Annotated in this window: 18 protein-coding genes; 9 read left to right on the top strand and 9 right to left on the bottom strand. The window is 48.0% G+C overall.

Going from position 1 to position 25,682, the window contains the following annotated elements; all coding sequences use genetic code 11:
• Positions 1 to 899 (bottom strand): NAD(P)-dependent alcohol dehydrogenase (locus IQ270_RS15970; RefSeq protein WP_228056419.1); only part of this gene is annotated, 899 nt, incomplete at its 3' end.
• Positions 900 to 1,016: 117 nt separating this feature from the next.
• Here IQ270_RS15970 and IQ270_RS15965 point away from each other — a divergent pair.
• The 6 genes from IQ270_RS15965 (at position 1,017) to IQ270_RS15940 (ending at position 8,471) form a co-directional block, all read left to right on the top strand.
• Positions 1,017 to 1,775, top strand: a complete 759-nt coding sequence (locus IQ270_RS15965) for an SDR family NAD(P)-dependent oxidoreductase (protein ID WP_193974148.1) — start codon at positions 1,017 to 1,019, stop codon at positions 1,773 to 1,775.
• Between the two features lie 221 nt (positions 1,776 to 1,996).
• Entirely contained in the window at positions 1,997 to 3,094 is a 1,098-nt protein-coding gene (locus tag IQ270_RS15960; protein WP_193974147.1) for a DJ-1/PfpI/YhbO family deglycase/protease, read from the top strand.
• A 173-nt stretch (positions 3,095 to 3,267) separates the two neighbouring features.
• Entirely contained in the window at positions 3,268 to 4,656 is a 1,389-nt protein-coding gene (locus IQ270_RS15955) for an N-acetylmuramoyl-L-alanine amidase (protein WP_193974146.1), read from the top strand.
• Between the two features lie 198 nt (positions 4,657 to 4,854).
• Positions 4,855 to 6,870: a family 10 glycosylhydrolase gene (locus IQ270_RS15950; RefSeq protein ID WP_193974145.1), complete on the top strand. Its 2,016-nt coding sequence runs from the start codon at positions 4,855 to 4,857 to the stop codon at positions 6,868 to 6,870.
• 24 nt (positions 6,871 to 6,894) lie between these two features.
• Positions 6,895 to 7,530, top strand: coding sequence for a hypothetical protein (locus IQ270_RS15945; RefSeq protein WP_228056418.1), 636 nt, complete (start codon positions 6,895 to 6,897; stop codon positions 7,528 to 7,530).
• A 236-nt stretch (positions 7,531 to 7,766) separates the two neighbouring features.
• Positions 7,767 to 8,471: a rhomboid family intramembrane serine protease gene (locus IQ270_RS15940; RefSeq protein ID WP_193974144.1), complete on the top strand. Its 705-nt coding sequence runs from the start codon at positions 7,767 to 7,769 to the stop codon at positions 8,469 to 8,471.
• Positions 8,472 to 8,588: 117 nt separating this feature from the next.
• Here IQ270_RS15940 and IQ270_RS15935 read toward each other — a convergent pair whose 3' ends face one another.
• Complete coding sequence (locus IQ270_RS15935; RefSeq protein WP_339384185.1) at positions 8,589 to 11,300, bottom strand: calcium-binding protein; 2,712 nt, start codon at positions 11,298 to 11,300, stop codon at positions 8,589 to 8,591.
• Here IQ270_RS15935 and IQ270_RS32135 point away from each other — a divergent pair.
• Entirely contained in the window at positions 11,272 to 11,550 is a 279-nt protein-coding gene (locus IQ270_RS32135; RefSeq protein ID WP_305076215.1) for a hypothetical protein, read from the top strand. The genes IQ270_RS15935 and IQ270_RS32135 overlap by 29 nt on opposite strands.
• On the opposite strand, the gene IQ270_RS15930 is transcribed toward IQ270_RS32135, so the two are convergent.
• On the bottom strand, positions 11,543 to 14,842 hold the full coding sequence (locus tag IQ270_RS15930; RefSeq protein WP_193974142.1) for an Ig-like domain-containing protein: 3,300 nt from the start codon (positions 14,840 to 14,842) through the stop codon (positions 11,543 to 11,545). The two genes, IQ270_RS32135 and IQ270_RS15930, sit on opposite strands and share 8 nt — an antisense overlap.
• Before the next feature lie 467 nt (positions 14,843 to 15,309).
• Positions 15,310 to 17,559, bottom strand: coding sequence for a recombinase family protein (locus IQ270_RS15925; RefSeq protein WP_193974141.1), 2,250 nt, complete (start codon positions 17,557 to 17,559; stop codon positions 15,310 to 15,312).
• Positions 17,560 to 17,612: 53 nt separating this feature from the next.
• Here IQ270_RS15925 and IQ270_RS15920 point away from each other — a divergent pair, with 53 nt between their 5' ends.
• Complete coding sequence (locus tag IQ270_RS15920) at positions 17,613 to 18,977, top strand: proton extrusion protein PcxA (protein ID WP_193974140.1); 1,365 nt, start codon at positions 17,613 to 17,615, stop codon at positions 18,975 to 18,977.
• Between the two features lie 390 nt (positions 18,978 to 19,367).
• On the opposite strand, the gene IQ270_RS15915 is transcribed toward IQ270_RS15920, so the two are convergent.
• The 5 genes from IQ270_RS15915 to IQ270_RS31140 all read right to left on the bottom strand — a co-directional run bounded on the left by IQ270_RS15915 (position 19,368) and on the right by IQ270_RS31140 (position 23,799).
• On the bottom strand, positions 19,368 to 19,841 hold the full coding sequence (locus IQ270_RS15915; protein ID WP_193974139.1) for a helix-turn-helix domain-containing protein: 474 nt from the start codon (positions 19,839 to 19,841) through the stop codon (positions 19,368 to 19,370).
• A gap of 232 nt (positions 19,842 to 20,073) precedes the next feature.
• Positions 20,074 to 20,955 (bottom strand): hypothetical protein, encoded by an 882-nt coding sequence (locus IQ270_RS15910; protein ID WP_193974138.1) that lies wholly within the window; start codon positions 20,953 to 20,955, stop codon positions 20,074 to 20,076.
• Between the two features lie 329 nt (positions 20,956 to 21,284).
• On the bottom strand, positions 21,285 to 22,547 hold the full coding sequence (rodA, locus tag IQ270_RS15905; RefSeq protein ID WP_193974137.1) for a rod shape-determining protein RodA: 1,263 nt from the start codon (positions 22,545 to 22,547) through the stop codon (positions 21,285 to 21,287).
• Positions 22,548 to 22,806: 259 nt separating this feature from the next.
• Positions 22,807 to 23,154 carry a VOC family protein gene (locus IQ270_RS15900; protein ID WP_193974136.1) on the bottom strand — a complete coding sequence of 116 codons (348 nt, stop codon included), beginning with the start codon at positions 23,152 to 23,154 and terminating at the stop codon, positions 22,807 to 22,809.
• Positions 23,155 to 23,487: 333 nt separating this feature from the next.
• On the bottom strand, positions 23,488 to 23,799 hold the full coding sequence (locus IQ270_RS31140; protein ID WP_228056417.1) for a hypothetical protein: 312 nt from the start codon (positions 23,797 to 23,799) through the stop codon (positions 23,488 to 23,490).
• Positions 23,800 to 24,173: 374 nt separating this feature from the next.
• On the opposite strand from IQ270_RS31140, the gene IQ270_RS15890 reads away from it, so the two are divergent.
• Positions 24,174 to 24,875, top strand: a complete 702-nt coding sequence (locus IQ270_RS15890) for a polysaccharide deacetylase family protein (protein ID WP_193974135.1) — start codon at positions 24,174 to 24,176, stop codon at positions 24,873 to 24,875.
• The last annotated feature ends 807 nt before the right edge of the window (positions 24,876 to 25,682 follow it).

The following is a 25,682-nucleotide window of genomic DNA, read 5'->3' as shown; positions in this document are numbered from 1 at the left end:
CTGTAAGTGCGATCGACAATCGGCTCAACTCGATCGGATTCTATTAACTCCCGCAAAAATCCCAAATCGCCCGGGCTGGCATTGGCGACAATTAATTTAGCTTTTTTACCCGATAGAAACCAGCTCGTCAACATCGGTGCGAGGTTGTCGAAACTCGGCAAAGTCGAGATATAAATTCCCTCAGATTGCAGCACGTTTTCGCATTCTGCAAATGTTTTTGTTCCGACAGCATCCAAGATTATATCATATTTTTCTGGCTGTTTAGTAAAGTCAATTTCTGCATAGTCCAGAACAAAATCTGCCCCCAAACCCTTGACAAATTCTCTATTATTTGCACTGCAAACTGCCGTTACTTCGGCGTTCATTGCTTTGGCAATTTGCACGGCAAAAGTGCCTACTCCGCCGGAAGCACCGTTAATCAATACTTTTTTTGCGGCTTGAATTTCACCCAAATCCCGCAGTGCTTGCAAAGCAGTTAAACCTGCGATCGGTACTGCTGCTGCTTCTGCATGGGTGATGTTTTTAGGTTTAAAAGTGGCACTCGATTCTGGCACCGCAGCGTATTCGGCACAAGCGCCACCATTCAGGGGATTTAAAAATGTATAAACTTCATCTCCAGGTTGAAATTTGGTGACATCTCGCCCGACTTCCACGACAACTCCAGAGATGTCTGAACCGACTGTGCGAGGAAAGTTAAATCCTGTTAATAGTTGCAGGTGTCCTTGCCGGATTTTCCAGTCTACGGGATTGACGCTGCTAGCGCGAACTCTGACTAGCAATTCGTTGGATTTGGCGATCGGCTTGGACAATTCTCGGTACTGCAATACGTCAACGCTGCCGTAGCGATCGAACACAACTGCTTTCATGGCGATTTTTTCGATTTCTTTTTCAGAAAACATTTAATCATGTACAATTATCATATAGCAAATTCTATTTAGTTTGTGAAGGGGATTTATTTTTTTTGACCGCAGAGGGCGCAGAGGGCGCAAAGAAAGAGAAAAGATCGAGATGGAAAAATGATTGATTTAACCGGAAAGGTAATTTTAGTAACCGGCGGCTCGAAAGGGATTGGTGCGGCGACGGTGCGGACTCTGGTTAATGCTGGGGCACAGGTAATTTTACATTACTGCCGCAGTCAAAAAGCAGCGGAATTGGTAGCAGCAAGTGTCGCGGGCGATCGCTGTTATTTATTAGCAGCAGATTTGATGCGGGAAAATGCGGCTGCGAATTTGTGGCAAGATGCTTTAAAATGGCGCGGTCATATTGATATTCTAGTTAATAATGCTGGAATTATCCAGTCAGCGGGCATAGAGGACGAGTTCGATATTTGGTCGTCAGCTTGGCAGCAAACTCTACAAGTTAATTTAGTTGCCGTTGCAGATTTGTGCCGGGAAGCAATTCTGCATTTTAAAACTCGCAATGGCGGTACAATTATTAATATAGCAAGTCGCGCTGCTTTTCGCGGCGATGACCCAAATTATCTGCACTACGCGGCATCAAAAGGTGCGATTGTTGCTTTAACTCGCAGCATTGCTAGAGGATTCGCAGCCGATCGTATTTTGGCTTTTACTGTTGCACCGGGATTTGTCAGTACGGAAATGGCAGATAAGTTTATTCGGGAGTTTGGCGAAGCTGAGATTGTTCGCGATATCCCGATCGGCAAAATCGCTCCTCCTCAAGATGTCGCCAATACGATCGCCTTTTTAGCCTCCGGTTTAGCCCAGCACGCTACCGGGACAACGATCGACATTAACGGAGCCTCTTACGTGCATTGATACTACACTATAATTACACTCCCAAGCTCGCTTTTATGGAAATTATTTGCGTTAATCTGCAATGGAACGATCGCGATCGCTCAAACATTTCTCCACAAAAGCCTACCTCCAAAGACTCACATCCCCCATCTTCCCACCAACCAATTTATAACCTTAGCCAGATGCGAAGACACTAACAAATGTTAAATTAGTATAAAACACTACCCGAACGGAAACTAATTGTGACAGCAGATAACAAAGCCCAAACTAAACGAGTTGCCATACTCATCGAAAATGGAGTTGAAGATTCAGAGTTTCTAGTTCCTTACAATGCCTTAAAACAAGCAAACTTTGATGTAGTTGTCCTCGGTTCGCGGACAAATGAAAAGTATGCAGGGAAACAGGGAAAAGTTGCCCAGCAAGCTGACGGAACTACTAGTGAATCGCTAGCAGAAGAATTCGATGCAGTGATAATTCCCGGCGGTATGGCTCCCGATACAATGCGGACTAATCCGAATACCGTGCAATTTGTCAAAGAAGCATTTGAGCAAGGGAAAATCGTAGCTGCTGTTTGTCACGGGCCACAACTTTTGATTGAAGCCGACTTGCTAAGAGGCAAAAATGCCACAGGATTCTTGGCAATTAAAACAGACATGATTAATGCCGGAGCTAACTATATCGACGAACCTTTAGTAGTTGACGGCAACTTGATTACTTCCCGGCAACCGGGGGATTTAGCAATATTTACAACGGCAATTTTGGCTCGCCTCGGTTACGGTGGAAAAGCCGTCGGTTTGCCCGAAGAAACTGACGAAAATGCCGAATGGTGGAAATTAGCTAATGCTTGGGGAGGCTCGACACAAAGCGATATTGTTCAAGGTGTGAATACCGCCCTTGCCGGAGAACGCTATGCTTGCGAAGCTTTTCAAAACTATGCGGAAAAAACGCAAGATAGCGATTTGCGATCGCTCTTGACAGAAATAGTCCAAAACAAACAGCACCACATCCTCGCCCTCGAAAAGCGCCTCAACGATTTTGGCGAAAAACCATCAATTCCCGCCCAAATTGCTGACAAATACGCTAAATTAAAAGCCTCGATGCAAGGAACAGATGAAACGTTCTTGCTGCGGAGCACTCTCGGCGACTTGCAAACAGGCGTTGTCGATATCAACAACTTGCGGGCGAAGTTCACAGATCCGGTATCAACTGCCATTTTTACACAGCTAGAATCGGATCTGTCCAAGTGCGAGCAAGCCGTTGCTAAACTATTCCGCGCCCGTGCAGGATCTGAGGAAATTAAGGCCCCCAAACCTTCGACTAGCCCCGCTGTAAAGATGTAACAAACAAACGCATTAAATAAGTTTGTTGTAGTTGTGCCGAGGGGTTAAAACCCCCACCAAGAGCGCAACTACAAATTTTTTGTGCAATAATAAAATATACGCCTTTGCGGTAAAATTAAACCCAAGACTAAAATGCAGACGCTAAATTAACTGCAAGGTGGAGAGTTTATTAAATGGGTTCTATTTTTGTTTCAGCGGGACACGGCGGGTTTGAAGGCAGCTTGCGGGATTTAGGGGCGATCGCCCTTGGCACAACCGAAGCCCAGGAAACGATCCAAACTCGCGACTTAGTAGTAGCCGAATTGCGGCAGCGAGGCATCAACACTTTCTCGGTGCCGGATACTCAGAGTTTGGTAGAAACTATCGCTTGGATTAACAACCGCAGCCTCGCCGGAGATGTAGCGATAGAAATCCACGCCGATGCTTTTTCTAGTGCCCAAGTTCGCGGTGCCAGCGCCTTTTATATTGGTAGCAACCCCAAACGAAAAGCAGACGCAGATTTAATCTTAAAAGGCTATTTGCGCCGGTGTCCAGAAATACCGAATCGCGGTGCAAAAGCAGATACTGAAGCTGGTGTGGGCAGCCTTGCATTTTGTCGGCGCGTGAACATTCCTTCGCTACTGATTGAAATCGGTTTTTTGACCAGTCCCGACGACTTGCGAATTATTCAAACTCGCCGCCGGGATGTCGCCCTCGGACTCGCTGACGGCCTCGAAGCTTGGTTAAAAAATACAGATTTGAAACCCTTGCCAACACCCACTCCCGCACCCACTCCCGCACCGACTCCCGCACCAAAACCTGTAGTTTATCCCTTAATTAATATCCAAATCAACGGTGCGCCACACGAAGAAAAAGGGATTTTGGTGAACGGAAATTCCTTTGTCCCTTCCGAAGTTCTAGATTTACTCAACATCGAACCAGAGGCAGTCGATCGCCGGGTCACGTACAATGGAGTAGTATTCGTGCGGGCGATCGACTTGCGTGACCGCGACATTTCTGTAGCATGGGATCAGTCTACAACATCAGTATTGCTGCGATCGCGCCGCGACATCCTTGCAGGAATTGGCAAAATCATGGGCCGCGGTCAAACTACCGCCCAACAAATGTCAGCATTTTTGACAAAAAACAACAGCCAATCACTGACAAATTTTCCTAATTTACCTCAAATCTACGTCCAAGAATCAGCAGCAGAAGGCGTCAACCACGACGTAGCTTTTTGCCAAATGTGTTTAGAAACAAACTATCTCAAGTTTGGCATTGCAGTCAAACCAGAACAATTTAACTTTGCCGACATGGGATTCATCAGCCCCACAAACTCCGGCCTCTCATTTCCCGACGCCCGGACAGGAATTAGAGCACAAATTCAGCACCTAAAAGCTTACGGCAGCACCGAACCCATCGAGCAACCTTTAGTTAAAGAAAACGTGCGTTTTCGCTTTGTAAAGCGCGGCGTCGCCCCCACAGTCAACGAACTTGTAGGTCGCTGGAATTCTGACGCCTTATACGGACAAACAATCATCAATATCATCCGGCTTTTGTACGAAAATGCAGGTTTATTGTAGTCAGTTGACAGTTGATAGTTGATAGTTGGCAGTTGGTAGTTGTTATTGGTTAGTTGTTATTGGTTAGTTGTTATTAGCCAACAGCCAACAGTCAACAGCCAACAGTCAACAGCCAACAGTCAACAATGCCCTGTTTGCCCTGTTTGGCCTGTTTGCCCTGTTTGCCCTGTTTGCCCAATTCCCGATCATTAAATAACTATGGTTTCCAGCACAAATCGCTTCTCAGATATTCAAAATAGTTGGGCAAAAATATTCATTGACGGCTTAGCAGAACGGGCAGTTATCAGCGGATTTCCCGATCGCACTTTTCGCCCCAACAGCAACCTCACCCGCGCCCAATTTGCCGCCATTGTCAGCAAAGCCTTTCCCATACCCGACAAACGGCCCTACATTCCCTTTATCGACCTTCCCGCCACCCACTGGGCCACCGCCGCCATTCAAACAGCATACAAAACAGGGTTTATCTCCGGCTATCCCGACAACCTGTTCAAACCCGAAAACCTGATTACCAGAGCCGAGGCATTAGTTGCCTTAGTTAGCGGAATATTTGGCTCAAATACCGTACCAACAACCAATCTAATCTTATCAAACATCTACCAAGATACTACAGAAATCCCCAACTATGCCAAACAGGCGATCGTCACAGCCACCCAATCCGAAATAGTCGTCAACTATCCAAATTTAAACTTATTAAATCCCGTCGGAAATGCCACCCGCGCCGACATCGCAGCCTGGGTTTATCAAGCCTTAGTATATCTCAAAAAAGCACCAGCAATATACAATCAATATATTATAGTTCTCAGTAAAGTTCCCAGGCCCCAAGTTTACGTCAACCACCAGCGAGAATTTCGCGGAGTTTGGATAACATCCGTGTGGAACATAGACTGGCCCTTCAGCAACAAACTCTCAACAGAACAGCAAAAAACCGAACTCCTAATAATTCTTGACAAGCTGCAAGAAATGAATTTCAATGCAATTATCATCCAAGTTCGAGCAGCAGGCGATGCCCTTTACCCCTCAGAATTAGAACCTTGGAGTTCATGGCTGACAGGAACCCCAGGAAAGCCCCCGCAACCTTATTATGACCCTTTAACATTTGCCGTTGCAGAAAGCCACAAACGCAACATCGAAATTCACGCTTGGTTCAATCCTTACCGCGCCAAAGTTTCCACCCAAACCCCTCCCAACGTCAGCCCGCATCTGTCCGTTACCAATCCCGAATCTATTTATCCCTGGGGCGACGATTTGTGGATGGACCCGGGAATTGATTTAGTTCAAGACAAGACTTACAACGTAATTTTAGACGTAGTAAAGCGCTACGACATAGACGGCGTTCACTTTGACGATTATTTCTATCCTTATCCAATTGCCGGCAAAGAATTTCCCGACAGCAAAATTTACAATAGTTACGTCTCCCGAGGCGGTAAAATGAGTTTAGGAGATTGGCGTCGGGAAAATGTTAATAAGCTAGTTAAAAGATTGGGAGAAGGAATTCGAGCCGCCAAACCCAACGTTAAATTCGGCATCAGTCCCTTCGGCATATACCGCCCCGGACAGCCGCCCCAAAGTCGCGGTTTAGACGCTTACGAAACACTTTACGCCGATGCCAAAAAATGGTTAGTCTCAGGTTGGGTAGATTATCTAAATCCGCAACTGTACTGGCGCATCGACCAAACAGCTCAAAGCTATCCAGTTTTGCTACAATGGTGGCTAGAAAACAATCCTCAAAAGCGACATATTTACGTAGGAAACAACTTAGGAAAACTTGACGGCAACAAGTGGACTGTAGATGAAATTAACAAACAAATTGAGATCACGCGCAACTCCAAACAAAACTTAGCTTTAGGCAATGTTTTCTTCAGCATGAAAGCATTTAGCGAAAATCGCCAGCAAATTTATGATAATTTCAAATCGACTGCATACAGCAAACCTGCACTCGTTCCCGCCATGCCTTGGCAAAAAGGAACTCCGCCGCCTCCACCTACAAAAGTTGAAGTAAAACAAGTGGGAAATAACAATGTTTTGCAGTGGAGAAATCCCGCCGATAAAAACCTTCGTTCTTGGACGCTTTATCAAAAAAATGGAGATAGCTGGAAGCTCATCAAAATCCTCAATGCAGACACAGTACAAGTAGCCGTAGGAACGGGAATTTATGCTTTGTGCGCGGTGAGTATCATGGCTGTAGAAAGTGTAGGAGTTTTCATAGAAATATGAGGATAAAATATAAATGTAAAAAAGATGAATATGCAATATATGCAACTTGCCGAACAAAGACGAAAAATTTATCTTGAAATCGCCCTTCGCAGATGCCGTCCCGGTAGCGGCAGCAGCTTAGAATTTCTCAAAAAAAGAACTTGGAACACTCCCGTTACTAATATTAAAGCTATAATTAAACAAACTAAATTTGTAGTAGTAGGAGGAATTGCTAGCAGGCTTTATATGCCAGAACGCATGACTGACGATCTAGATATATTAGTATTGACTGATGATGCCGAAAATCTCTATCAAGAATTAGCGGCAACTGGCAGCAAAAAAGTTGGAGAATTCAGCATCGATCGCAGTAGTTGGCAACTACCAGACGGTAGTATTTTGGATGTTCTTGAATCACAACAACCTTGGGTTACAGAAGCGATCGCAAACCCCAACATCGCCCCCGATAACTTGCCAATTATCCGATTGCCTTATTTAATTATAATGAAATTGCAAGCCAGTCGGGGTATAGATATGGGCGACTTGACGCGGATGTTGGGAGGGGCAGACAAAACTGCCTTAGAATTAGTAAGAAAAACCGTAAAAACTTACCTTCCCGATGCAGTGGAAGACTTAGAAAGTTTAATTGTACTGGGAAAATTAGAAATGGGCGAATTACATTAATCGTTTGTAGTAAGCTGTCGCGCATTTAAATTGCATGTGCAGGGCGGGCTAGAAGCCCACCCCACAAAAGTTTAATTGTTTTTTACATAAAATTTAAAGGCCGAACAGCTTAGTGGTGGGATACCGATACAGCCACCAGAGTAAAAAAATCAACCATCTTCCTCCAGACAGGAGACAGCTTGGCGATAAATGCGCTATTGTGTTGCCAATATTTTGAGCTTGAGGAAAAAAAATCTGTGGTTCCCTTACGCGACGAAAACCCCATCAGCATCACTCCCTACGTTACCTACGGGCTGATTGCTGCAAACGTATTAGTATTTTTGTACGAACTCTCCTTGGGCGATCGCCAGTTAACGCAATTTTTCTACTCTTGGGCGGTAGTTCCCTGCCAGTTAAGCAATATGTGTCGGGTGTCTCTGCCAGTTTCGCCATTTCCCGAATGGACGACGCTAATTAGCTCCCAATTCCTGCACGCAGGCTTTCTCCACATTGCCGGAAATATGTTATTTTTGTGGATTTTTGGCAACAACGTAGAAGATTGTTTGGGACACCTCAAATTTATAATATTTTATCTTACTTGCGGCGTTTTAGCATCACTAACTCAGTGGTTTTTTTCCTCAGCATCTGCCATTCCGTCCCTGGGTGCTAGCGGCGCGATCGCAGGCGTGATGGGCGCATACATTCTCAGATATCCTCAAGCCAAAGTTCTAACATTGCTGCCGTTAGGAATCTTTATTACCACCGTCAGAGTCCCCGCTTTCTTCTTTCTCGGATTTTGGTTTGCACAGCAAGCACTCAGCGGTTTGGCTTCCTTAAATGCGCCGGCAAGTGTCGGCATGGAATCCGGGGGAGTTGCCTACTGGGCTCACGCTGGCGGCTTTGTTTTCGGCGCGATTCTCGGCCCTTTATTGGGACTTTTTTCTGAAGACGATCGGATTTAGTTGTTAGTTGTTAGTTGTTAGTTGTTAGTTGTTAGTTGTTAGTTGTTTCCGATATAACCAATAACCAATAACAAATAACCAATAACAACTAACAACTAACCAATGACTAATGACTTTCTAGATAAAAGTGAAGTCAAATCCCGAAAGAGAAGAAACCCCAGTTACACCATTTAACTTCGCCAAAATCTGAGAATCGTTGCCGGTGAGGTTATTACCGTTGCCATCATAAATGATGTAAGTATTGCCACCGGAATCGTAGGCAAACAAGAAAGCACTGCCTCCGAGAATATTTGCAGAAACAGTTGTCTGCACATTCAGTTGAACTTGACTGTTACCGCTCAGATTTGGGAATCCGGGGGCAAAATTAAACTGATCTTCGATCGGCACGCCGAGACCGGTAAAATCAGTAATCACATCGTATCCGCCCCTGGCGATCGCAGCATCGATCGCCGCCGAAGAAGCCGCATCAAACGCCGGCCCACCCTCTGCGGGGCTAGTATAGCGGAATTGATTGCTGCCGCCGCCTCCCGTCATGGTATCTGCCCCCGGGCCTCCTACGAGCACGTCGTTATCCGGGCCGCCGTTAATCGTATCGTTGTCGCCTTGCCCGTCAATAGTATCGCTGCCCAGCAAACCGTTCAAATTGTCCGGCAAAGAGCCCCCAATCAAGTTGTTCGGCCCGCTATCAGCCGGCAAGATGCCAACGGTGACAGTACCTACGCCCGGAAGTGTCCCGAATCCGTCGCTGACGCTGTAGGTGAAAGTAGTGGTACCCGCTACGTTGCCGGGGATGAACTGCACCCGATCGCCCAAATTGACAGCTATGCCCTGTGTTGGCGTACCGACATTGATAATGCTCAGCGGCCCTTTTTGCGGGCTCGAATCGTTGGCGAGCACGTCGATGAAAGTCGGCAGCAAATTGTTCGTACTCGTAAATACGATGCCGTCATCGCCAACAATCGGCGACAGGCTAGTTGGAACAGTTACCGAGGTATCGAAAGAATTGATGTTAATCGCGACTGAGGCTGCTGCCGTGCCGCCTTGGTCGTCAGCCACGCTGTAGCTGAAAGATCCCGCTTGCCCGATCGCATCAGCTTTAGGTTGGAACTTCAGCCCTAGCAATTCCTGAACCGTCAATTTTTGGTTAATAGCGATCGGGTTCGTACCCGTAATTACCTGACCGAAAGTAGGATTGGGAAGTCCTATAACCCCGACCGACAGTTGCTGGCCCTCCGGGTCGCTGGGCGCAGAAATGCTCAGAGACAAAGGCAAATTTTGCAAACCAGTCAGCGTCTTGCCAGTTTCCACGATCGGCGGCTGGTTAGGAGTCGGAGACGTAAAACTCGGCGGAGTCGGCCCCCCGCCGAAAGGCGGAGGAGTTGGGGGCGCCGCAGTTGGAGTCGGGACGATCGAAGGACTCGGACTCGGAGTTGTCCCGCCCGCAGTCGGTGTCGGAGTCGGACTCGGAACCTGTGTCGGCAATGTCCCGGGCGAAGGACTCGGACTCGGAGTTGTCCCGCCTGCAGTCGGAGTCGGAGTCGTTGCCGGAGTCGGAGTCGTTGCCGGAGTCGGAGTTGTTGCCGGAGTTGGAGTTGTTGCCGGAGTCGGAGTTGTTGCCGGAGTCGGAGTTGTTGCCGGAGTCGGAGTCGTTGCCGGAGTCGGAGTTGTTGCCGGAGTCGGAGTCGTTGCCGGAGTCGGAGTCGTTGCCGGAGTCGGAGAAGGAGTCGTTCCCGGAGTCGGAGAAGGAGTCGTTCCCGGAGTCGGAGAAGGAGTCGTTCCCGGAGTCGGAGAAGGACTTGTTCCTGTTGCCGGAGTTGGAGAAGGACTTGTCCCCTCAATTGTGAAGGGATTGTCGTTTACGCGGGGTATTTGAGCTGTAGTGAACCGAGATTCATCTAGCGAGTTCGATCGCACATCCACCAACACCGCCAAAAATTCCCCAGTTTGCCTGTCCCGAATAATCGTGTTGCTAGAATTCGAGCCTTGACCCTGGAAGATTTCTAACTGTGTAAAGTTGAGACCTCCCGCCAGCCCGATCGAATCCTCCGGCTTAAAATCTCTAATTAAATCAGCATCCCCAATATCGCGGCCGCCAGTAGTCAGAAACCCGCCGCTAGGCGAGGTTCCCACCCTACCGAGAACAAAGATATCCGAACCGTCACCTCCTGTCAGAGTATCAGACCCGCGATCGCCCGCAAGAATATCATCCCCAGCATCTCCAGACAGAGAATCATTATCATCCCCCCCGAATAGCAGGTCATCACCCTCACCGCCATCACCAGTATCATTACCCACACCACCGCTGATCACATCCCCCCCGTCGCCGCCCAACAAAATATCATTACCCCTAGCGCCGATCAAGCAGTCATTACCCGTGTCGCCAAAAACAGAATCGCTGCCCTTGTCGCCAAAAATCAGGTCATCCTCGGCACCACCGCGCAGACAGTCATTGCCTTTACCGCCGTACAGCGTATCGTTGCCTTCAGCACCGAAAACAATATCGTTCCCCTGGTCGCCAAAAGCTGCATCATCACCAAAGTCCCCAGAAACCAAATCATCGTCTTTGCCACCCCGCGCCGTGTCATTGCCGCGCCCGCCTTCAACGATATCTTTACCAGCGCCCCCGTTGAGAGAATCGTCACCGTCATCGCCCCTGACAATATCGTCCCCGTCCCGACTCAGAATCGTGTCGTCACCGAGATTCCCGGAAATCGTGTCATTGAACAAGCTGCCGACTAAGTAGTTATTCCCCTCATTTCCCACAACTAAGCCATCGACCAAAACGGGTTCTGGAGGAGGCGTGGGTGCAGTCGGAACTGGCCGCGGCACCGGCGTGACCGAAATCCCCGGACCAGTCCCCGTCATCGTGGGAGTTGTCCCCGGCGACGGCGTAGGCGATGTCCCCGTCATCGTGGGAGTTGTCCCCGGCGACGGCGTAGGCGATGTCCCCGTCATCGTGGGAGTTGTCCCCGGCGACGGCGTAGGCGAGGTCTCCGGTGGGATAATAATATTTATTGGCACTGCACTCGGCATTGTTTCGACTCCTTGCGACGCTACTCAAAAACAAACTACTAAATAAACTTAAAGTCAGAGGCAGTAATGACAGTGCTCAGAGCTCCCGGCACTGTAGGAATAGAATTCAAAACTGCCAAATCGAAAGCCGGCAGACTGTCATCTGCCACATTCGGGTCAAACCCGAGAACGTACTTGTTAAAAGTATTGTTCAGGTAGACAAAGAAAGCTCCTGTTTTGCTGGAACCGTTTTGATTTTTCAACACTGCATTCACTGCTTGAGCGTTGTCAAATTTAGATTCAAACAAAATGACTGATTGCTTGCTGATGTTGTCGCCGCCGCTGCCGATATTTCTGACGATAAAACTGGTGAAATCGTTAGTAGTTCCCGAGTTGGTTAAACCGGCGAAATTTGATGACCTAAACAAGAATCTGTCGGTGCCGGTGCCGTCGGCATTAAAGTCAGCAATAATATCCACGCCTTCACTCGGAGTTTCGTAGTAGAAGAAATCATTGCCAGCATCGCCGGTGAGCAAGTCTGAACCGATGCCGCCACCCAAAATGTCATTGCCCGCACCGCCGGAAAGCGAGTCGTTGTCGTCGCCGCCCAACACCAAGTCGTTGCCGAAAGCGCCGCTGAGACAGTCGCTGCCAGCGCCGCCGTCTACAGTGTCGTCGCCCGCTTCACCGAACAGGGAGTCGCTGCCGCCCTCGCCCAAAATGTAGTCGTTGCCCGAACCTCCGAGTGCGGTGTCGCTGCCTTCGTTGCCCAAAATTGTGTCTTCGCTGTCGCCGCCTGAGATGGAGTCGTTATTGATACCGCCGTCAAGCAAGTCTCTGCCGAGGCTGCCGTCGAGGATGTCGTCGCCTGCACCGCCGTCTATTGTGTCGTCGCCAATGCCTCCCAATAAGGTGTCGGTGCCAGTGCCTCCAAGTATCGAGTCTTCGCCGGCTTCTCCCAATATCGAGTCGTTGCCTGTTCCGCCATCGATGGTGTCGCCGTTGTCGCCGCCTGTGATGATGTCATCGTCGTTGCCGCCGAAGATCATGTCGTTGCCGAGTCCGCCAATTAGGGAGTCGATGCCGTCTTCGCCGTCGATGGTGTCGTTGCCGAGTCCGCCGTCGATGGTGTCGTTGCCGATCGAACCCAGCAGCGAGTCGTTGCCTGCTTCACCGAATTCGAGGTCGTCGCCGCCCTTGCCGTCGATAATGTCGTTGCCGTCGCCCCCAGAGAGGGTATCGTTGCCGGCCCCGCCGATGATGAAGTCGCTGAGGTTGCTGCCTGTAAAGCTGTTGGCAGGGAGTTGGGTACGATCGACAATATTATCTACCACCGTGATGCTGAATGATGCAGGCCCGATGGTTGCAGACCCGTCGGAGGCTGTAAACGTGAAACTGTCGCTGCTGCCTGCCGCCAGCAAGTTGTATTTGACAATGTTGTTGTTGATATCGTCTTGGCTGAATTTGCCGCCGACGTTGAGAAAAGTTGTGCCCCTTTGGACAAAACCTCTAGTAGCGTCGGGGGCTTTGGTAATTGTGTAAACAATTTCCGACGGCGGGTTGTCAGGATCTGTTACCAACAAATCTGCGGAGGTGATTGTCTGGGTAGGAGCACTTTTGGCAACCACCACACCGCCGTTAACTTCTAGCTGCGGCGGGCTGCTGACGTTGATGGTTGCTACCGCCTGACTTGTGCCGCCGCTGGTGTCTGCGATCGAGTAGCTGAAGCTGTCAGTACCCGAGAAGCCGGGATTCGGCGTGTATTTGAATACGCCGCCACCAAAGGGAGTCAGGGTTCCTTTGGCTGTTGGGGTAAAAGTCGTGACAGTCAAAGAGTCTTTCTCCGGATCGGTGTCGTTGAACAGAACGTTGAGACTGAGTTCTTGACCCGAAACTGTGGTGAAGTTGTCGTTAACTGCTGTGGGGCCCTGATTGGGGAAGGGGAGAGGATTTGGTGTCGGTGCCGGACTTGCTGTCGGTGTCGGACTTGCTGTCGGCGTGGGGAACATCGGTGCCGGACTCGCTGTCGGCGTGGGGAACATCGGTGCCGGACTCGGTGTCGGCGTGGGACTGTCTGTCGGTGTCGGCGTCGGACTTGCTGTCGGCGTCGGTGTCGGACTTGCTGTCGGCGTCGGTGTCGGTGTCGGCGTCGGAGAAGGACTCGGCGTGGGTAGGGGTAGCGGGGTGGCGCTGCCGGGAACTGTGGGGGCAATTACAAAGGAACTGCGTCCCAGGGTTCTGCTGTCAACTCCGGGCAATACTGCTAAAAAGTCGCCGCTAACGCCGTTGCGAATAATTGCGCTGCCGGCTTTGGTGTCGGTGCTTTGGAAGATTACTAAATCTTCAAACTTGAGGTCGCCGCTAAGTCCGATCGAATCTTCGCCTTGGCGAAAGTCTGTAAAAATGTCGGCATCGGCGATATCCGGGCCGCCTGTGGTCAGAAATGCCGGGTTAGTGCCGTTGCTGCTGCTGCCGCTGGGGGAACTGAAGGCACCGATGACAAAGACATCTCTGCCTTCACCTCCTGCCACTATATCTTTGCCTGCTTCGCCCCACAGCACGTCGTTGCCTGCACCGCCGTCGATGATATCGTCGCCTGCACCGCCGAACACGATGTCGTCGCCGTCGCCTGCAAAAATTGTGTCCGCGCCCGCGTCGCCGTACAGCCAGTCGCCTCCTTCGTTGCCAAACAGCAAGTCTTCGCCGTCGCCCCCAAAGAGCGAGTCGTTACCTTGGTCGCCCCACACAATGTCGTCGCCTCGATCGCCCAAAAAGCTATCGTCGCCAGATCCCCCGCGCAAACTGTCGCCGCCTTTGCCGCCGTAAGCCGTGTCTCTGCCTTCGCCTCCGATTACCGTGTCGTTGCCATCGTTGCCGTACAGGAGGTCGGGGTTGTTTCCCCCGTCGAGGGAGTCGTTGTTTTTGCCTCCGTAGATGGTATCGAGTCCCGAACCGCCGTCGAGAACGTCGTTGCCGGGCCCGCCGAACAGCAAGTCGTCATCCTCGTTGCCAAATAGTAAATCGTCGCCCTCGGAGCCAAGGACGCTATCGTTGCCTTGCAGCCCGGAAATCACGTCGGGGCCGATACTGCCAACTAAGGAGTCGTTGGTGTCTGTGCCGCGGATCACGCCTCCGAGCGTTGATGGTAGGGTACCTCTGCCTCCGCCCAAGGTGTCGTCAAAGCCTCCAAATGTGTCGTCGGAGGGAGCTGGAGCCGGAGTCGGAGTCGGAGCCGGAGTTGGAGTCGGAGTCGGAGTTGTAGCCGGAGTCGGAGTTGTAGTTGGTGTTGGAGTTGGTGTTGGAGTTGGAGTTGGAGTTGGAGTTGGCTCAATTAGGACAATTGGTACTGCACTGGGCATTATTTTGGCTCCTTTAAACGACGATCCCGATTAACTTTAAGAACTGATTAATATCAGTTTGTTGCTACAAATCTGGCTGATACCAAATCCGGCTTACATACCCCCTTTACGATTTAACCGCGCTGACGCGGTACGCGAAGCGGCGCGTCAGCGCTAAAGCGCGAAGAGAAAAGAGAAGAGTCACAATATCTAGGGGATAGCAAACCTCGGATTTGGTTTTATTATTGATTAATAATCTCGATCTTTTCTAGCATACTAAATCAAAATTGCCCTGGCTATAGATATTTCTTAACTCAGGTATCTTTTGAGCTAAAAATATTAATGCTTGCAAGTTTTGATGCCTGTTTTGGGTATACTTTAATATCGCTAGATTTGGCTCGAACCTAAAATTCTGACTTCCAGTCAGCCTGCACGAGCTATCCAGAGGGGCAAAAAATGAAAATTTTGGCATTCATAATTTTCTTTCCTCATGTTGAATGTTGAATGCCGAATGCCGAATGCCGAATGGCTGACTGCTGACAAGAAACAGCACTCTGAATGAGGGGCACAAGTGGCCCGGTTTGCTCTTGTCCGTTGACGGCTAGTTCGCTGTGGCACAGGTAAAGCACCCAACAGCGACTTAACAAATCTACCAGAATTCGCTGCAGCCGCTGTTGGTCGGCTACGGTTTCGTCTTCGGTTTCCCAGGGACGCCCCAGTTGCGACTGCAAAAATAAGGGAGCTCCAAACAGTGTCGCCGCACCGCCGCTCAGCCACAGGGGGGAGCCGGCATCCAGCCAAAAGTGCCATTTGTGGGCGCGGCGGCTGCTGCGGTACTGGAAGATGTTGGCGAGGGTGACGGCTCGGGCTGCTGGGCCTTCTAGACCAACTGGAAACGGGTTGGCTGTGACGGTTCCTTGGCGCAATAACTGGATGAACCGGGCGATGGTTTCTGAGTCGCCGCCGTTTGTTGGTTCTACGCGCTGCATTCGCCCGTGTATTTCCCAGTAGTGGGCGGCGGTTTCCATTAGTTCCCGCAGGGCTGCTAGCCGATCGCCCGCTAGGTATCTGTCGTCGATCAGAAATTTCTGGATCGCTCGATCGAGCAGGGCGATTGGACTCGGTAACAGCCGCTCTTGCTGTTGCGACCGCTGCTGTTCGATCCATTCGACAATCTGCTCGTAGGCCCGAGCGGCTCGGTGTCCCAGTCTGTCCCACCGGGGAAAGGTTGTAATTGCCAGCAGTTGAGGTCGATCGACATTTGGACAAAAACAGCTATCGGCGATTAAACAGGCTCTCACTGGGTCGATCGATTTGGGATTTGGGATTTGAGATTTGAAATGAAAATTCGGCTGGGAATCTTCTGTTTCCATTGCTTCCCGGTGTTTCTGGCTGCCTAAAATTACCAGCATTTCGGCTACTGCGTCTCGATCGACTAAACGGCCAAGTCCCGGATAAACTAATGCTAACAAAGTCAGCAAAGCTCGAATCTCTGGCGTAGTCGATAGGGGACGCTGATCGTTGAGAGATTCGGTGGCGATACCCGATCTGGCTAGAATTTCGGTTAAGCTGTAACGGGCGATCGCGTCCATCCCCGGAGCAATTACGGCGATTTCTTGCGGCTCTACGGCTTCTGACTTCACTGCATCTACAATAATTTCGGCGGTTTCTCGCAGCAGTTGAGCGCGGGAAGTTGTTTCGAGCGATCGAACCGATCCTGGCAAAGTCAAGCCTAAAGGATAAAAACCTTCGGTATTCACTGCTAAACTTACCACCAACTCCCCAATTTCTGGGGCTAAACCGGCTTTTGCATCCAAATTTTCTACGCTTTGACAGCGGCTTTCGAGTTTGGCGAGATATTCGGTGTCGGCCCCCAAACCCAAACGCACTCCTCCATCCCGATTGTAGGAGAACGCCCCCGCCGCGCCTCGATCGAGCATTCGATCGAACAAATCGCGGCAGATCGCCGGATAATCGTCAACATCATCTGCAATCACAGCTTGGTATCTAGAGGCCAACTGCTGCTGGTAAGTGGGATTTGGCAACAAATAGCGCCAGTAGAGTTCGCAAACAATCCCGTAAGTCAGCAGCCCCCGCCTCAAGCACCATTCCCGCCACCTTTCGAGCAACTCTCCCATGCTAGTCCACAAGCTGTTCGAGCCGCCCTCCCATGCAAATCCCTGTTCCAAAATGCTCTTAATTTCTTCTCTGGGCGTACCGCTGACAGCAGCAAGTTGTAATAAGTCTAGAGTTCGACGCACCATTCGGTTTGGACTTACCCCTGTTTGTTGCAAAATGCCTTCGTCTAATTCGCGACGCCAGACTCTGGCGGCAAGTTCCAATTCTGTTTCAGGTTGCAGTCGCAGGGGAAATTGAGCCCTCAAATCCATTGACTGAACTAGCAGCGGCCAAAATAGCAATACTTCCTGCTCAAAAAAACCGAAGGGTGTTGTCGAGTGAAAGGCATATTTTCCTTGGGTAGATACGCCGATCCGATCGGCTAATTCCAGCCGATTTTCCCCGTTAGCTGCTAAGACTAAAATTGCTGGGGCTGTTTGTCCCGCCCTCCACCGCCCGGAACGCCCGCGGCTCGAACGTGTTGCAGCCAAAGACTTGACGGTTTTGCTCCAAATGCAAAACTGCTCGACTAAGCGAGCGGTTTTGCCGCTGCGGGCGGCTCCCACAATCCAAATTGAATTTTGTGTCGGCGTTCCCAATTTATCTAAATTTGTTAACATACCATGAATACTTTAATCACTAATGTCTGCACCCGACTAACCAGGTTTTAGTTATGAATACTTCTGCGTGGAACAGGTTTGTAAAATATCTCTACAGCGCTAACCAGTGGTATAGAGAAACGCCTGAAAGGGCCCTAGAACAGGCTTATGATGCTGCCTTAGCAATTAAGGCGATCGAAGATGAGCATTTTGGCGGCCAAGGAATCTCCGACCGATCGGGCGATTACGGACACAGCACCCTGTCTTACTTTAAATCCGAACTCCAAAAATACCTCAAGGTCATCCAAACTAGGATGGTTGAGTTTAATGCTAGCCGTTCTTTTTTGGAATTGCCCGATCGGGTGGGGGCCAAACCGCAGGCTGGGCAAAATAAGGCACAGCGTTACCAGCACGGATTAGGTTTCGACAATAAAGAGCGAGCATCTCTTGTATTTGAGAAGCTCGAATTTATTGATCGAGTTATTGGTAAGTATATTAACAATAATAAATCCACGGCGATCGTTCCGGTTGTTAATTCGGCAAACCTACAGTTGAAATCTACAAATAGTACCTCTCAACTACAGACCGATCGAGGTTCAGTTAATTCAATTCAAACTCAGGATGGCGAGGTTGACACTAACAATGAAGAGGTTAATTTATTACCCCGATCGCTTTTGGGAACCTTGAATCGAATCACTAAAGAGTTAGACCCGGAAGCAGAAAAAGACGTAGTTAAGAATTTCCGCAATTCCAAAGTAAAAACAGTCATTTCTCTGAGATTTATTTTGCTGTTGATCTTAGTCCCCCTGTTGACAAATCAAATTGCCAAAAATTTTGTAGTCGGGCCGATAGTAGACTATTTTCGAGTCAAACAAAATGCTCCAGTATTCATAAACTTTGAGCTACAAGAAGAAGCCTTCCAAAAACTGGAGAGATTTGAGCAGAATCTCAAATTTCAAACGTTAATTGGCAGGACGCCGTCGCTTTCTGCTGAGGAAACGGAAGAGAAGGTTACCAAAAAAGCACTAGAAATAGCAGAGGAATACCGCGGTGAAAGTGGTGGAGCGATTAAAAATATTTTTGCCGATTTAATTGCGTGCGTTGCCTTTGTTATGATTCTCGTTACTAACAAGAAAGAGATTGAGATATTAAAGTCTTTCATGGACGATCTGATTTACGGACTCAGCGACAGTGCTAAAGCTTTCATAATTATTTTGTTTACTGATGTGTTTGTGGGATTCCACTCGCCTCACGGTTGGGAAATAATTCTTGAAGGTTTATCTAGGCATTTGGGACTGCCAGAAAATAGGCAGTTTATATTTCTGTTCATTGCGACCTTTCCAGTTATCTTGGATACGGTATTTAAGTATTGGATATTCCGCTATTTAAACCGCAGTTCGCCTTCTGCTGTTGCTACTTACAAAAATATGAACGAGTAATAAGCTGTCGCGGCATTTAAACTGTCTGTCAAAAAACAATAAAACTATTGTGGGATGTCGGGCCCGCCCCTAAATATGCAATGTTTATTTGCGCGACAGCTTAGAGCCAAACAATTCTCAAAGCATACTGTATCTAAATGCGTAAAATCGCAAAACAAAATTTCTCCTGTTAGCGGTTCCACTGTAGCGTAGAGCCACAAATAAGTAAAGTCGCATTGCAATTTTCCTTGCGACTTTACTCCCTGACCTGTTAACCTTCTTCTTTGAATCGTCTGGAATCCTCATCCGAATTTGATCTTGACTCCCATACCGCAGACTTTTCCGCTGTTTGACAAAGCTCTCACTCTGACTAGCGACTTGCTTTGATGAGACATGGGAGTTATTTTAAAATTATTCTGGTTCTCGTGCTTTCTGTTTTTCACTCACCGGAGGCGTCACTTTTAATTTTCCTTGAAGCCGATATTTTGTCCATTGATGTACTGTCCGATATGCTACAGGAACTTCGCAACAGTTTGTCAGCCATTCATGCACTTCTTTGTAACTGCTGAATTTGTCTGGTTGACTCAATTCTTTTTCGAGTTTCTCTACAATTTCTGCATTCATGATTCTGGGTCTTCCCGAGCGAGGCTTCTGAGATAATAATTCTACTATTCCCCCCGAGCGATAGCTAGATAACCATCTTTGTATTGTGGTACGATGTTTTCCTAACTGCACAGCAGCAGACAATACACTGTCTACCATTTTGGTTTTGAGCCAATACAAAACTAGCAGTTTTTCCTGACGCACAGCATCTTTCTCCTGACGCATCAGGTGTTTGAGTTCTTCTACTGTTTCCACAATATCAATCCGCACTACTCCTGACATTTTTTGACTATCTTAAAATAATAGATTACAAAATTGGCATTTACTAAGTATATCACTATTTTAGGAAATTGGTATTATGGTTATTTTACTGGACATGATATAGCTGGAATTTCTAATTGCAGTGCTGGACTAAAAAGTGATTTTACACGGTGCTTACAGCAGATTCCAGGTTGATGAATTACATTAGCAGCTATCTATATTGTGTGCTTTGAATCCGGGTACTGCCACGCTGTCATATTTTGGATAGAACTTGCTTCTTGACGGGTGGAGGCGCATCTGACGCGGGTTCTCGCTGGCGATCGCCTGTACCACATATACGTGGAATATTCTGTATATTGCAGGGTTTAAAATTTTGCACAAAATTCATCCAGCGCTGAACTTTAGAACCCGCAATCTCAAAAATCGGAATAGAATAGACATCTGATTCAGGAGGGCCTCCCTCGCTATCTCTGGCAATGCTTGTGCGTTCTGGCTTACCTAAGCCGTAGGTTGAAGCCATTTCGCTAGCTAAAGTACAGGGAATTCTAAAGTTTCCCATGCGAATACTTCCATTATCTGCTGAATAAACCCATTCATAACCGGAAACGCCTCTAGATTGCTGGCACAAAAAATGGGAAGTTTCAAACATTTTGGCGAGATGAACATCGTAGAGACGAAGCTTGCTACCGTAAGCCGGTTGAGTTGTATCTCGATTGGGTGCAGTAAGTTGGATGAGGACAAAGCCTCCCCTAGCTTCTGTGCCACCATACCGAATGGTCAGCGGTAACTGGGTGCTCTGTTGAGCCAAGATGATGTTAACTTTTTGGGTAAATTTAGCGCTGTCAGCTTGAGCACTTGCTTTGCTGGCTTTGCTTTGTGCTTTTTCAAAACCGAGTATCCCAAATTTAGCGCTGTCATCCTCAGCACTGCGTTCGCTACCCAAGTAAGTAGGAGCAGAAACAGCAAGGTTTGCAGGCAGTAAGATAACCATACAGGTCATGAGTTTTGCCAAATTGTGACGCCGTGCTTGTTTGGCGATCGCGGATGTTTTAGCGATCGCGGTGTGTTCGGGGGAAATTGGTGTGCGATCGAGTTGGGCTTTTGAGATTGGTGGCTTATAGAACTCCTTTGACATCTTTTCTTGCAAAATAAGGCGGATAAATAAGCTGTCTGGCGATCGCCAGACAGCCACAAGAGGATAGATCGTGCGGTTCGGGTGGGCAAAAAAAGCTAAAATCCATCTGACATCAGGCTTGGGGCAACAGCAATAGATTTCAAATGGGTTCTCTACATGAAATATGCTGTATTGTGTGGTGTTAATCTGTAGGGTGCGGCTCTGCGAGATATTGGATAGAACTTGTAGATTTATGGAGAGATCCGCACCTGAGACGGGAGCTTGGATTATCGGTACAACATATACATGGAATATGCTGTATCAATTACGAATTAGCACTTGCCAATTATCTAATTCCAACGCTTCTTGCGCTGTCGCTGGTTCGCTACCGACTCCACCAGTCCCAGTGCGAGAAAATTACTCAGCAGCGAGGCATTCCCGTAACTTAGGAAAGGTAGGGGAATCCCTGTTACCGGGGCTAAGCCGATGTTCATCCCAATATTTACGAATACTTGAAAAATTAACATTGACAGTACGCCGATCGCCAGCAAGGAACCAAAATTGTCGTTGGCAGTTTGAGCGATCATTACCAACCTGAAACAAATTACCCAGAACACAAACAGCACGAAAATGCAGCCAATAAAGCCCAATTCTTCGCCAATCGCTGAAAAGATAAAGTCTGTATGCTGTTCGGGAATAAAGTTAAGCTGAGTTTGGGTTCCCTGAAACAAACCCCTGCCTTTGAGTTCTCCGGCCCCGATCGCAATCCGAGATTGAATCAAGTGATATCCGCTGCCTAAAGGGTCTTTCTCGGGGTTTAAAAAGCCTGTCAAGCGCATTTTTTGATAGTCCTTGAGTAGTACAGCCCAAAAAAAATGTCCAACCTGTCCCGAAACCACGTTTACCAGCACAGTAGCGAAAGTTCCCAACCAGGGCCAAGGTAGCGATCGCCAAGCGATAATGCCCGCAACGACTATCCAAGCTACCCAAATCGGTGTAGACAGGTTGTTTAGGAGAACCGAGATTAGAGGAGAGAATAGCAATATTAGCCAGCCGGGATTGACATTACCCCAGTAAAACATCCCCATTGTAATCGCGCCAAACACTAGGGAAGTACCTAAATTTGGTTCGGCAAAGATCAGTCCCCAGGGTACCGCCATAATCGCCAGCATCCTCAACATATCCCTGACGGTGGGGACAGTTTTGTCGTGCAACAGAGCTGCTAAAGTGATAATCATCCCTACTTTGGCAAATTCTGACGGTTGCAGGTAAAAGCCGCCGATATTGATCCACCGCTGGGCACCGAGCCCTGTAGTACCGATAAATCGAACTGCGATCAGTGACAAATTAATGATTATGTAAATCGGCCATTTCCACTGAATGAGTATGTCGTAGCGGCAGCGGGAAATGATGATTGCTAGGAACAAACCGACTGCGCCAGTTACCCAGTGCCGCCACCAGTCGATCAGCCCCTGGTTGATTTCGACGCTGCGGATCATGACTCCGCCGAAGATGGTGAGGCCGATGCAGGCCGCAAACAGCCAAGGGTCTGCTTCTTCCCAGGCTTTGAAGATGGATTTCGAGCGGTTTCTGCCTTGTATTCTCTGTAACATGAGGATTTTAGTTTTTAGATTTTAGATTTTAGATTATGGAACCGATTTTCGGAAGCTGTGGATATATTTCAGATTCTGAGCTTACAGGGTACTGTAGGAGCAAGTTCTGTGAGTATGTCACTTTATTCGGCCAGTTGTACGGAGGTTCCGGGCCGTCAGCAACGGGCTAGGAGTGCGCGGACAGACTCATCTTTAGGCTGCGCCGGACTGCAGGCCTGACGGGGATGCGAGTCCGATCGCGCTCTGCAAGTTAAAATAGTCAGGCCGGTTCGTAAAGATACTCAAAACCGTTACCGTCGGGGTCTCTGCCGTAAAAAGACGCAGTACCGTCGCGGTGTTCGTGAATGTGGGTGACGGAAACACCTTCGGATTTAAGCTGTTGGTGGGCGGATTCCATTTCAGTGCGATCGTCAAACACAAAGCCAAAATGGGGCCCTGCTTGGTCGTAAGTCGGACTCAATAGCGCCAGTCCGTCCTCTCCTGCTTTCAAATAAGCCCAGTCTGAATCTTTCCAGACTAACTCCATTCCCAAATTTCCGTAGAATTCAGCAGATTTCTCGATGTCTTGCACGCAGACGGCTACGTGTCCCAATCGTTTGAGTTTCATGTCTAAAAATTTTATGGTTGTTCTTTCGTGTATTGTATCTATTTTCTGATTTATCGATCGATTAATTAGGGATTTTCTCTGATTTTTTGGTAGCAGCTAACTGTACCTTTTCTATTTGTTTGCTGGCGTCCATTTCGCTGAACAGTTGAACTGCTAAAGCTAAAATTTCTGGGATTTTGTCAATTTCACCGATTGTTTGTTCTGTTAGTGCTAGTTGATAGCAAGCTTCGGCTAGGTCTAATTTAGCGTTGGCTCGATCGAGTATTTGGGTTGCTTCAGCTAGATGCAGCAGCGCTGTGTCAAATTCTCCTTGTTCTTCGGTACAGCGCTGCTCTAGGGTTGAGAGCTTTGGCTTTGATGGTACTGTACTGGTTTTGGTCGGCTCGGGCGATGGAGAAAGCGGTACAGGCTGAAAGCTTTTTCTCTATCTCCGAGGTTTTTGTAGGTGGCTGCTAGAAAAACTAATTTATATCCCGTACCGACTAACTGACTGTTTTCTCGATCGGCATTAAGTCGATCGGCGATCGGCGCAGCTTCTTTTTTGACTCCCACACAGGAGTTGAGGAAAGCGAACCCGACATCGATCGCACAACCGTTAATCCCGATTTCCTCCCTCGATTGTTTGAGCTTGACAAATATCTCCATAGCTGGATCTAATTCCCACAGTTCTATTTTACAAAAACCTATATTAGACCTCTTGCCAAAATAATTAGGACAGGCTCTCGGGCCCATCCCACAAGAAAAAAAACTCTTGTAGGATGGGCCCGAGAGCCTGTCCCATCAATTGATTGATGAAAAGGATTTTTGCAAGAAATCTAATATTTTTATTCACAGAATCTCAAGACTTATCTGTGCGCGATCGTGCTATAATCTGACATCGATAGGACTTACGCATGAGTAGTCAGAAACCGGGTTTTTTGAGAATACTTCGTTAAAGTCCGCAGAAACTACTAAAAACCCGGTTATGAAAGCAGAGTGCGTCCAGGACCGATCGCTTTCATTATCGATCGAGTGCAGCTATGCGAATTGGTAAAAAATTACAAAAGTTTCTGCTTTTGACGGTAGCGTTTTTTTTCGCAGCTACTCTGTTAATCAATGTTACTAACTTTCACAATTATTTCGGTATCAACCGCGCCGATACTGCTGTGAAAGTTGTTGCGCTCTCCTACGATGACGGCCCCTATCCTCCCTATACAAATCAGCTTTTAGATGTTTTAGACCGCTATCAAGTTAAAGCGACTTTTTTTGAAATCGGCCGCAATATTGAGAAACATCCAGAAATTGTGAAAACGATCGCCGCGAGGGGAAATGAGTTGGCAAATCATTCTTATTCTCACAAGGATATGATGTTTAAACCCCGTGAGTATCTGCTGTCGGAAATTGCAAAAACTGATAAACTTTTGCTGGAATTGGGCGTTAAGCAAGAAAGTATTAGTTTTAGGCCTCCTTGGGGTAGAAGATTTGTAGTTTTGTCTTATTTGGTGTCCCAAATGCACAAAAAATTGATTATGTGGGATGTGGATTCGCATGATTATGAGAAAAAACTCACGGTGGAAGATATTGCAAATCGGGTGATTGACAATGTGCGATCGGGTTCGATTGTGGTGATGCACGATGGCGGGGGCGATCGCTCGAAAACGGTAGCAGCTACTGAGATAATTGTCAAGAATTTGCGGTCGAAAGGTTACGAATTTAAAACTGTTTCTGAGTTGTTGAAATAGAAGTAGGGTGCGTCAGCCACAATTATTTGGCGGACAAATCAACAATCTCATACTGACGCACTAAAAAATAAACGGTGCGTCAGAATTCGACTTTTCGTGCAAATTGAAAATTGCCAACCTGACTCACCCTACTACTGAACTCTTGAAATAGAAGTAGGGTGCGTCAGCCACAATTATTTGGCGGACAAATCAACAATCTCATACTGACGCACTAAAAAATAAACGGTGCGTCAGAATTCGACTTTTCGTGCAAATTGAAAATTGCTAACCTGACGCACCCTACTACTGAACTCTTGAAATAGAAGTAGGGTGCGTCAGCCACAATTATTTGGCGGACAAATCAACCAACAATCTCATGCTGACGCACGCTCGGAATAAATGGTGCGTCAGAATTCGACTTTTCGTGCAAATTGAAAATTGCTAACCTGACGCACCCTACTACTGACGCACGCTCGGAATAAATGGTGCGTCAGAATTCGACTTTTCGTGCAAATTGAAAATTGCTAACCTGACGCACCCTACTACTGACGCACGCTCGGAATAAATGGTGCGTCAGAATTCGACTTTTCGTGCAAATTGAAAATTGCTAACCTGACGCACCCTACTACTGAACTCTTGAAATAGAAGTAGGGTGCGTCAGCCACAATTATTTGGCGGACAAATCAACCAACAATCTCATGCTGACGCACGCTCGGAATAAATGGTGCGTCAGAATTCGACTTTTCGTGCAAATTGAAAATTGCTAACCTGACGCACCCTACTACTGACGCACGCTCGGAATAAATGGTGTGTCAGAATTCGACTTTT

Origin of the sequence: Microcoleus sp. LEGE 07076, from assembly GCF_015207455.1 — a bacterium.
Taxonomy (GTDB): Bacteria; Cyanobacteriota; Cyanobacteriia; order Cyanobacteriales; family Microcoleaceae; genus Microcoleus.
Note: the sequence above shows the minus strand (reverse complement) of the source record. Positions and strands in the feature narration are given on the sequence as shown.

Bases quoted from the DNA above. Each gene is read 5' to 3' on its own strand.
- IQ270_RS15965 (WP_193974148.1), top strand. From the start codon at position 1,017: ATGATTGATTTAACCGGAAAGGTAATTTTAGTAACCGGCGGCTCGAAA.
- IQ270_RS15955 (WP_193974146.1), top strand. From the start codon at position 3,268: ATGGGTTCTATTTTTGTTTCAGCGGGACACGGCGGGTTTGAAGGCAGC.
- IQ270_RS15950 (WP_193974145.1), top strand. From the start codon at position 4,855: ATGGTTTCCAGCACAAATCGCTTCTCAGATATTCAAAATAGTTGGGCA.
- IQ270_RS15945 (WP_228056418.1), top strand. From the start codon at position 6,895: ATGAATATGCAATATATGCAACTTGCCGAACAAAGACGAAAAATTTAT.
- IQ270_RS15930 (WP_193974142.1), bottom strand. From the start codon at position 14,842: ATGCCCAGTGCAGTACCAATTGTCCTAATTGAGCCAACTCCAACTCCA.
- IQ270_RS15925 (WP_193974141.1), bottom strand. From the start codon at position 17,559: ATGTTAACAAATTTAGATAAATTGGGAACGCCGACACAAAATTCAATT.
- IQ270_RS15920 (WP_193974140.1), top strand. From the start codon at position 17,613: ATGAATACTTCTGCGTGGAACAGGTTTGTAAAATATCTCTACAGCGCT.
- IQ270_RS15915 (WP_193974139.1), bottom strand. From the start codon at position 19,841: ATGTCAGGAGTAGTGCGGATTGATATTGTGGAAACAGTAGAAGAACTC.
- IQ270_RS15910 (WP_193974138.1), bottom strand. From the start codon at position 20,955: ATGTCAAAGGAGTTCTATAAGCCACCAATCTCAAAAGCCCAACTCGAT.
- rodA (WP_193974137.1), bottom strand. From the start codon at position 22,547: ATGTTACAGAGAATACAAGGCAGAAACCGCTCGAAATCCATCTTCAAA.
- IQ270_RS15900 (WP_193974136.1), bottom strand. From the start codon at position 23,154: ATGAAACTCAAACGATTGGGACACGTAGCCGTCTGCGTGCAAGACATC.
- IQ270_RS31140 (WP_228056417.1), bottom strand. From the start codon at position 23,799: ATGGAGATATTTGTCAAGCTCAAACAATCGAGGGAGGAAATCGGGATT.
- IQ270_RS15890 (WP_193974135.1), top strand. From the start codon at position 24,174: ATGCGAATTGGTAAAAAATTACAAAAGTTTCTGCTTTTGACGGTAGCG.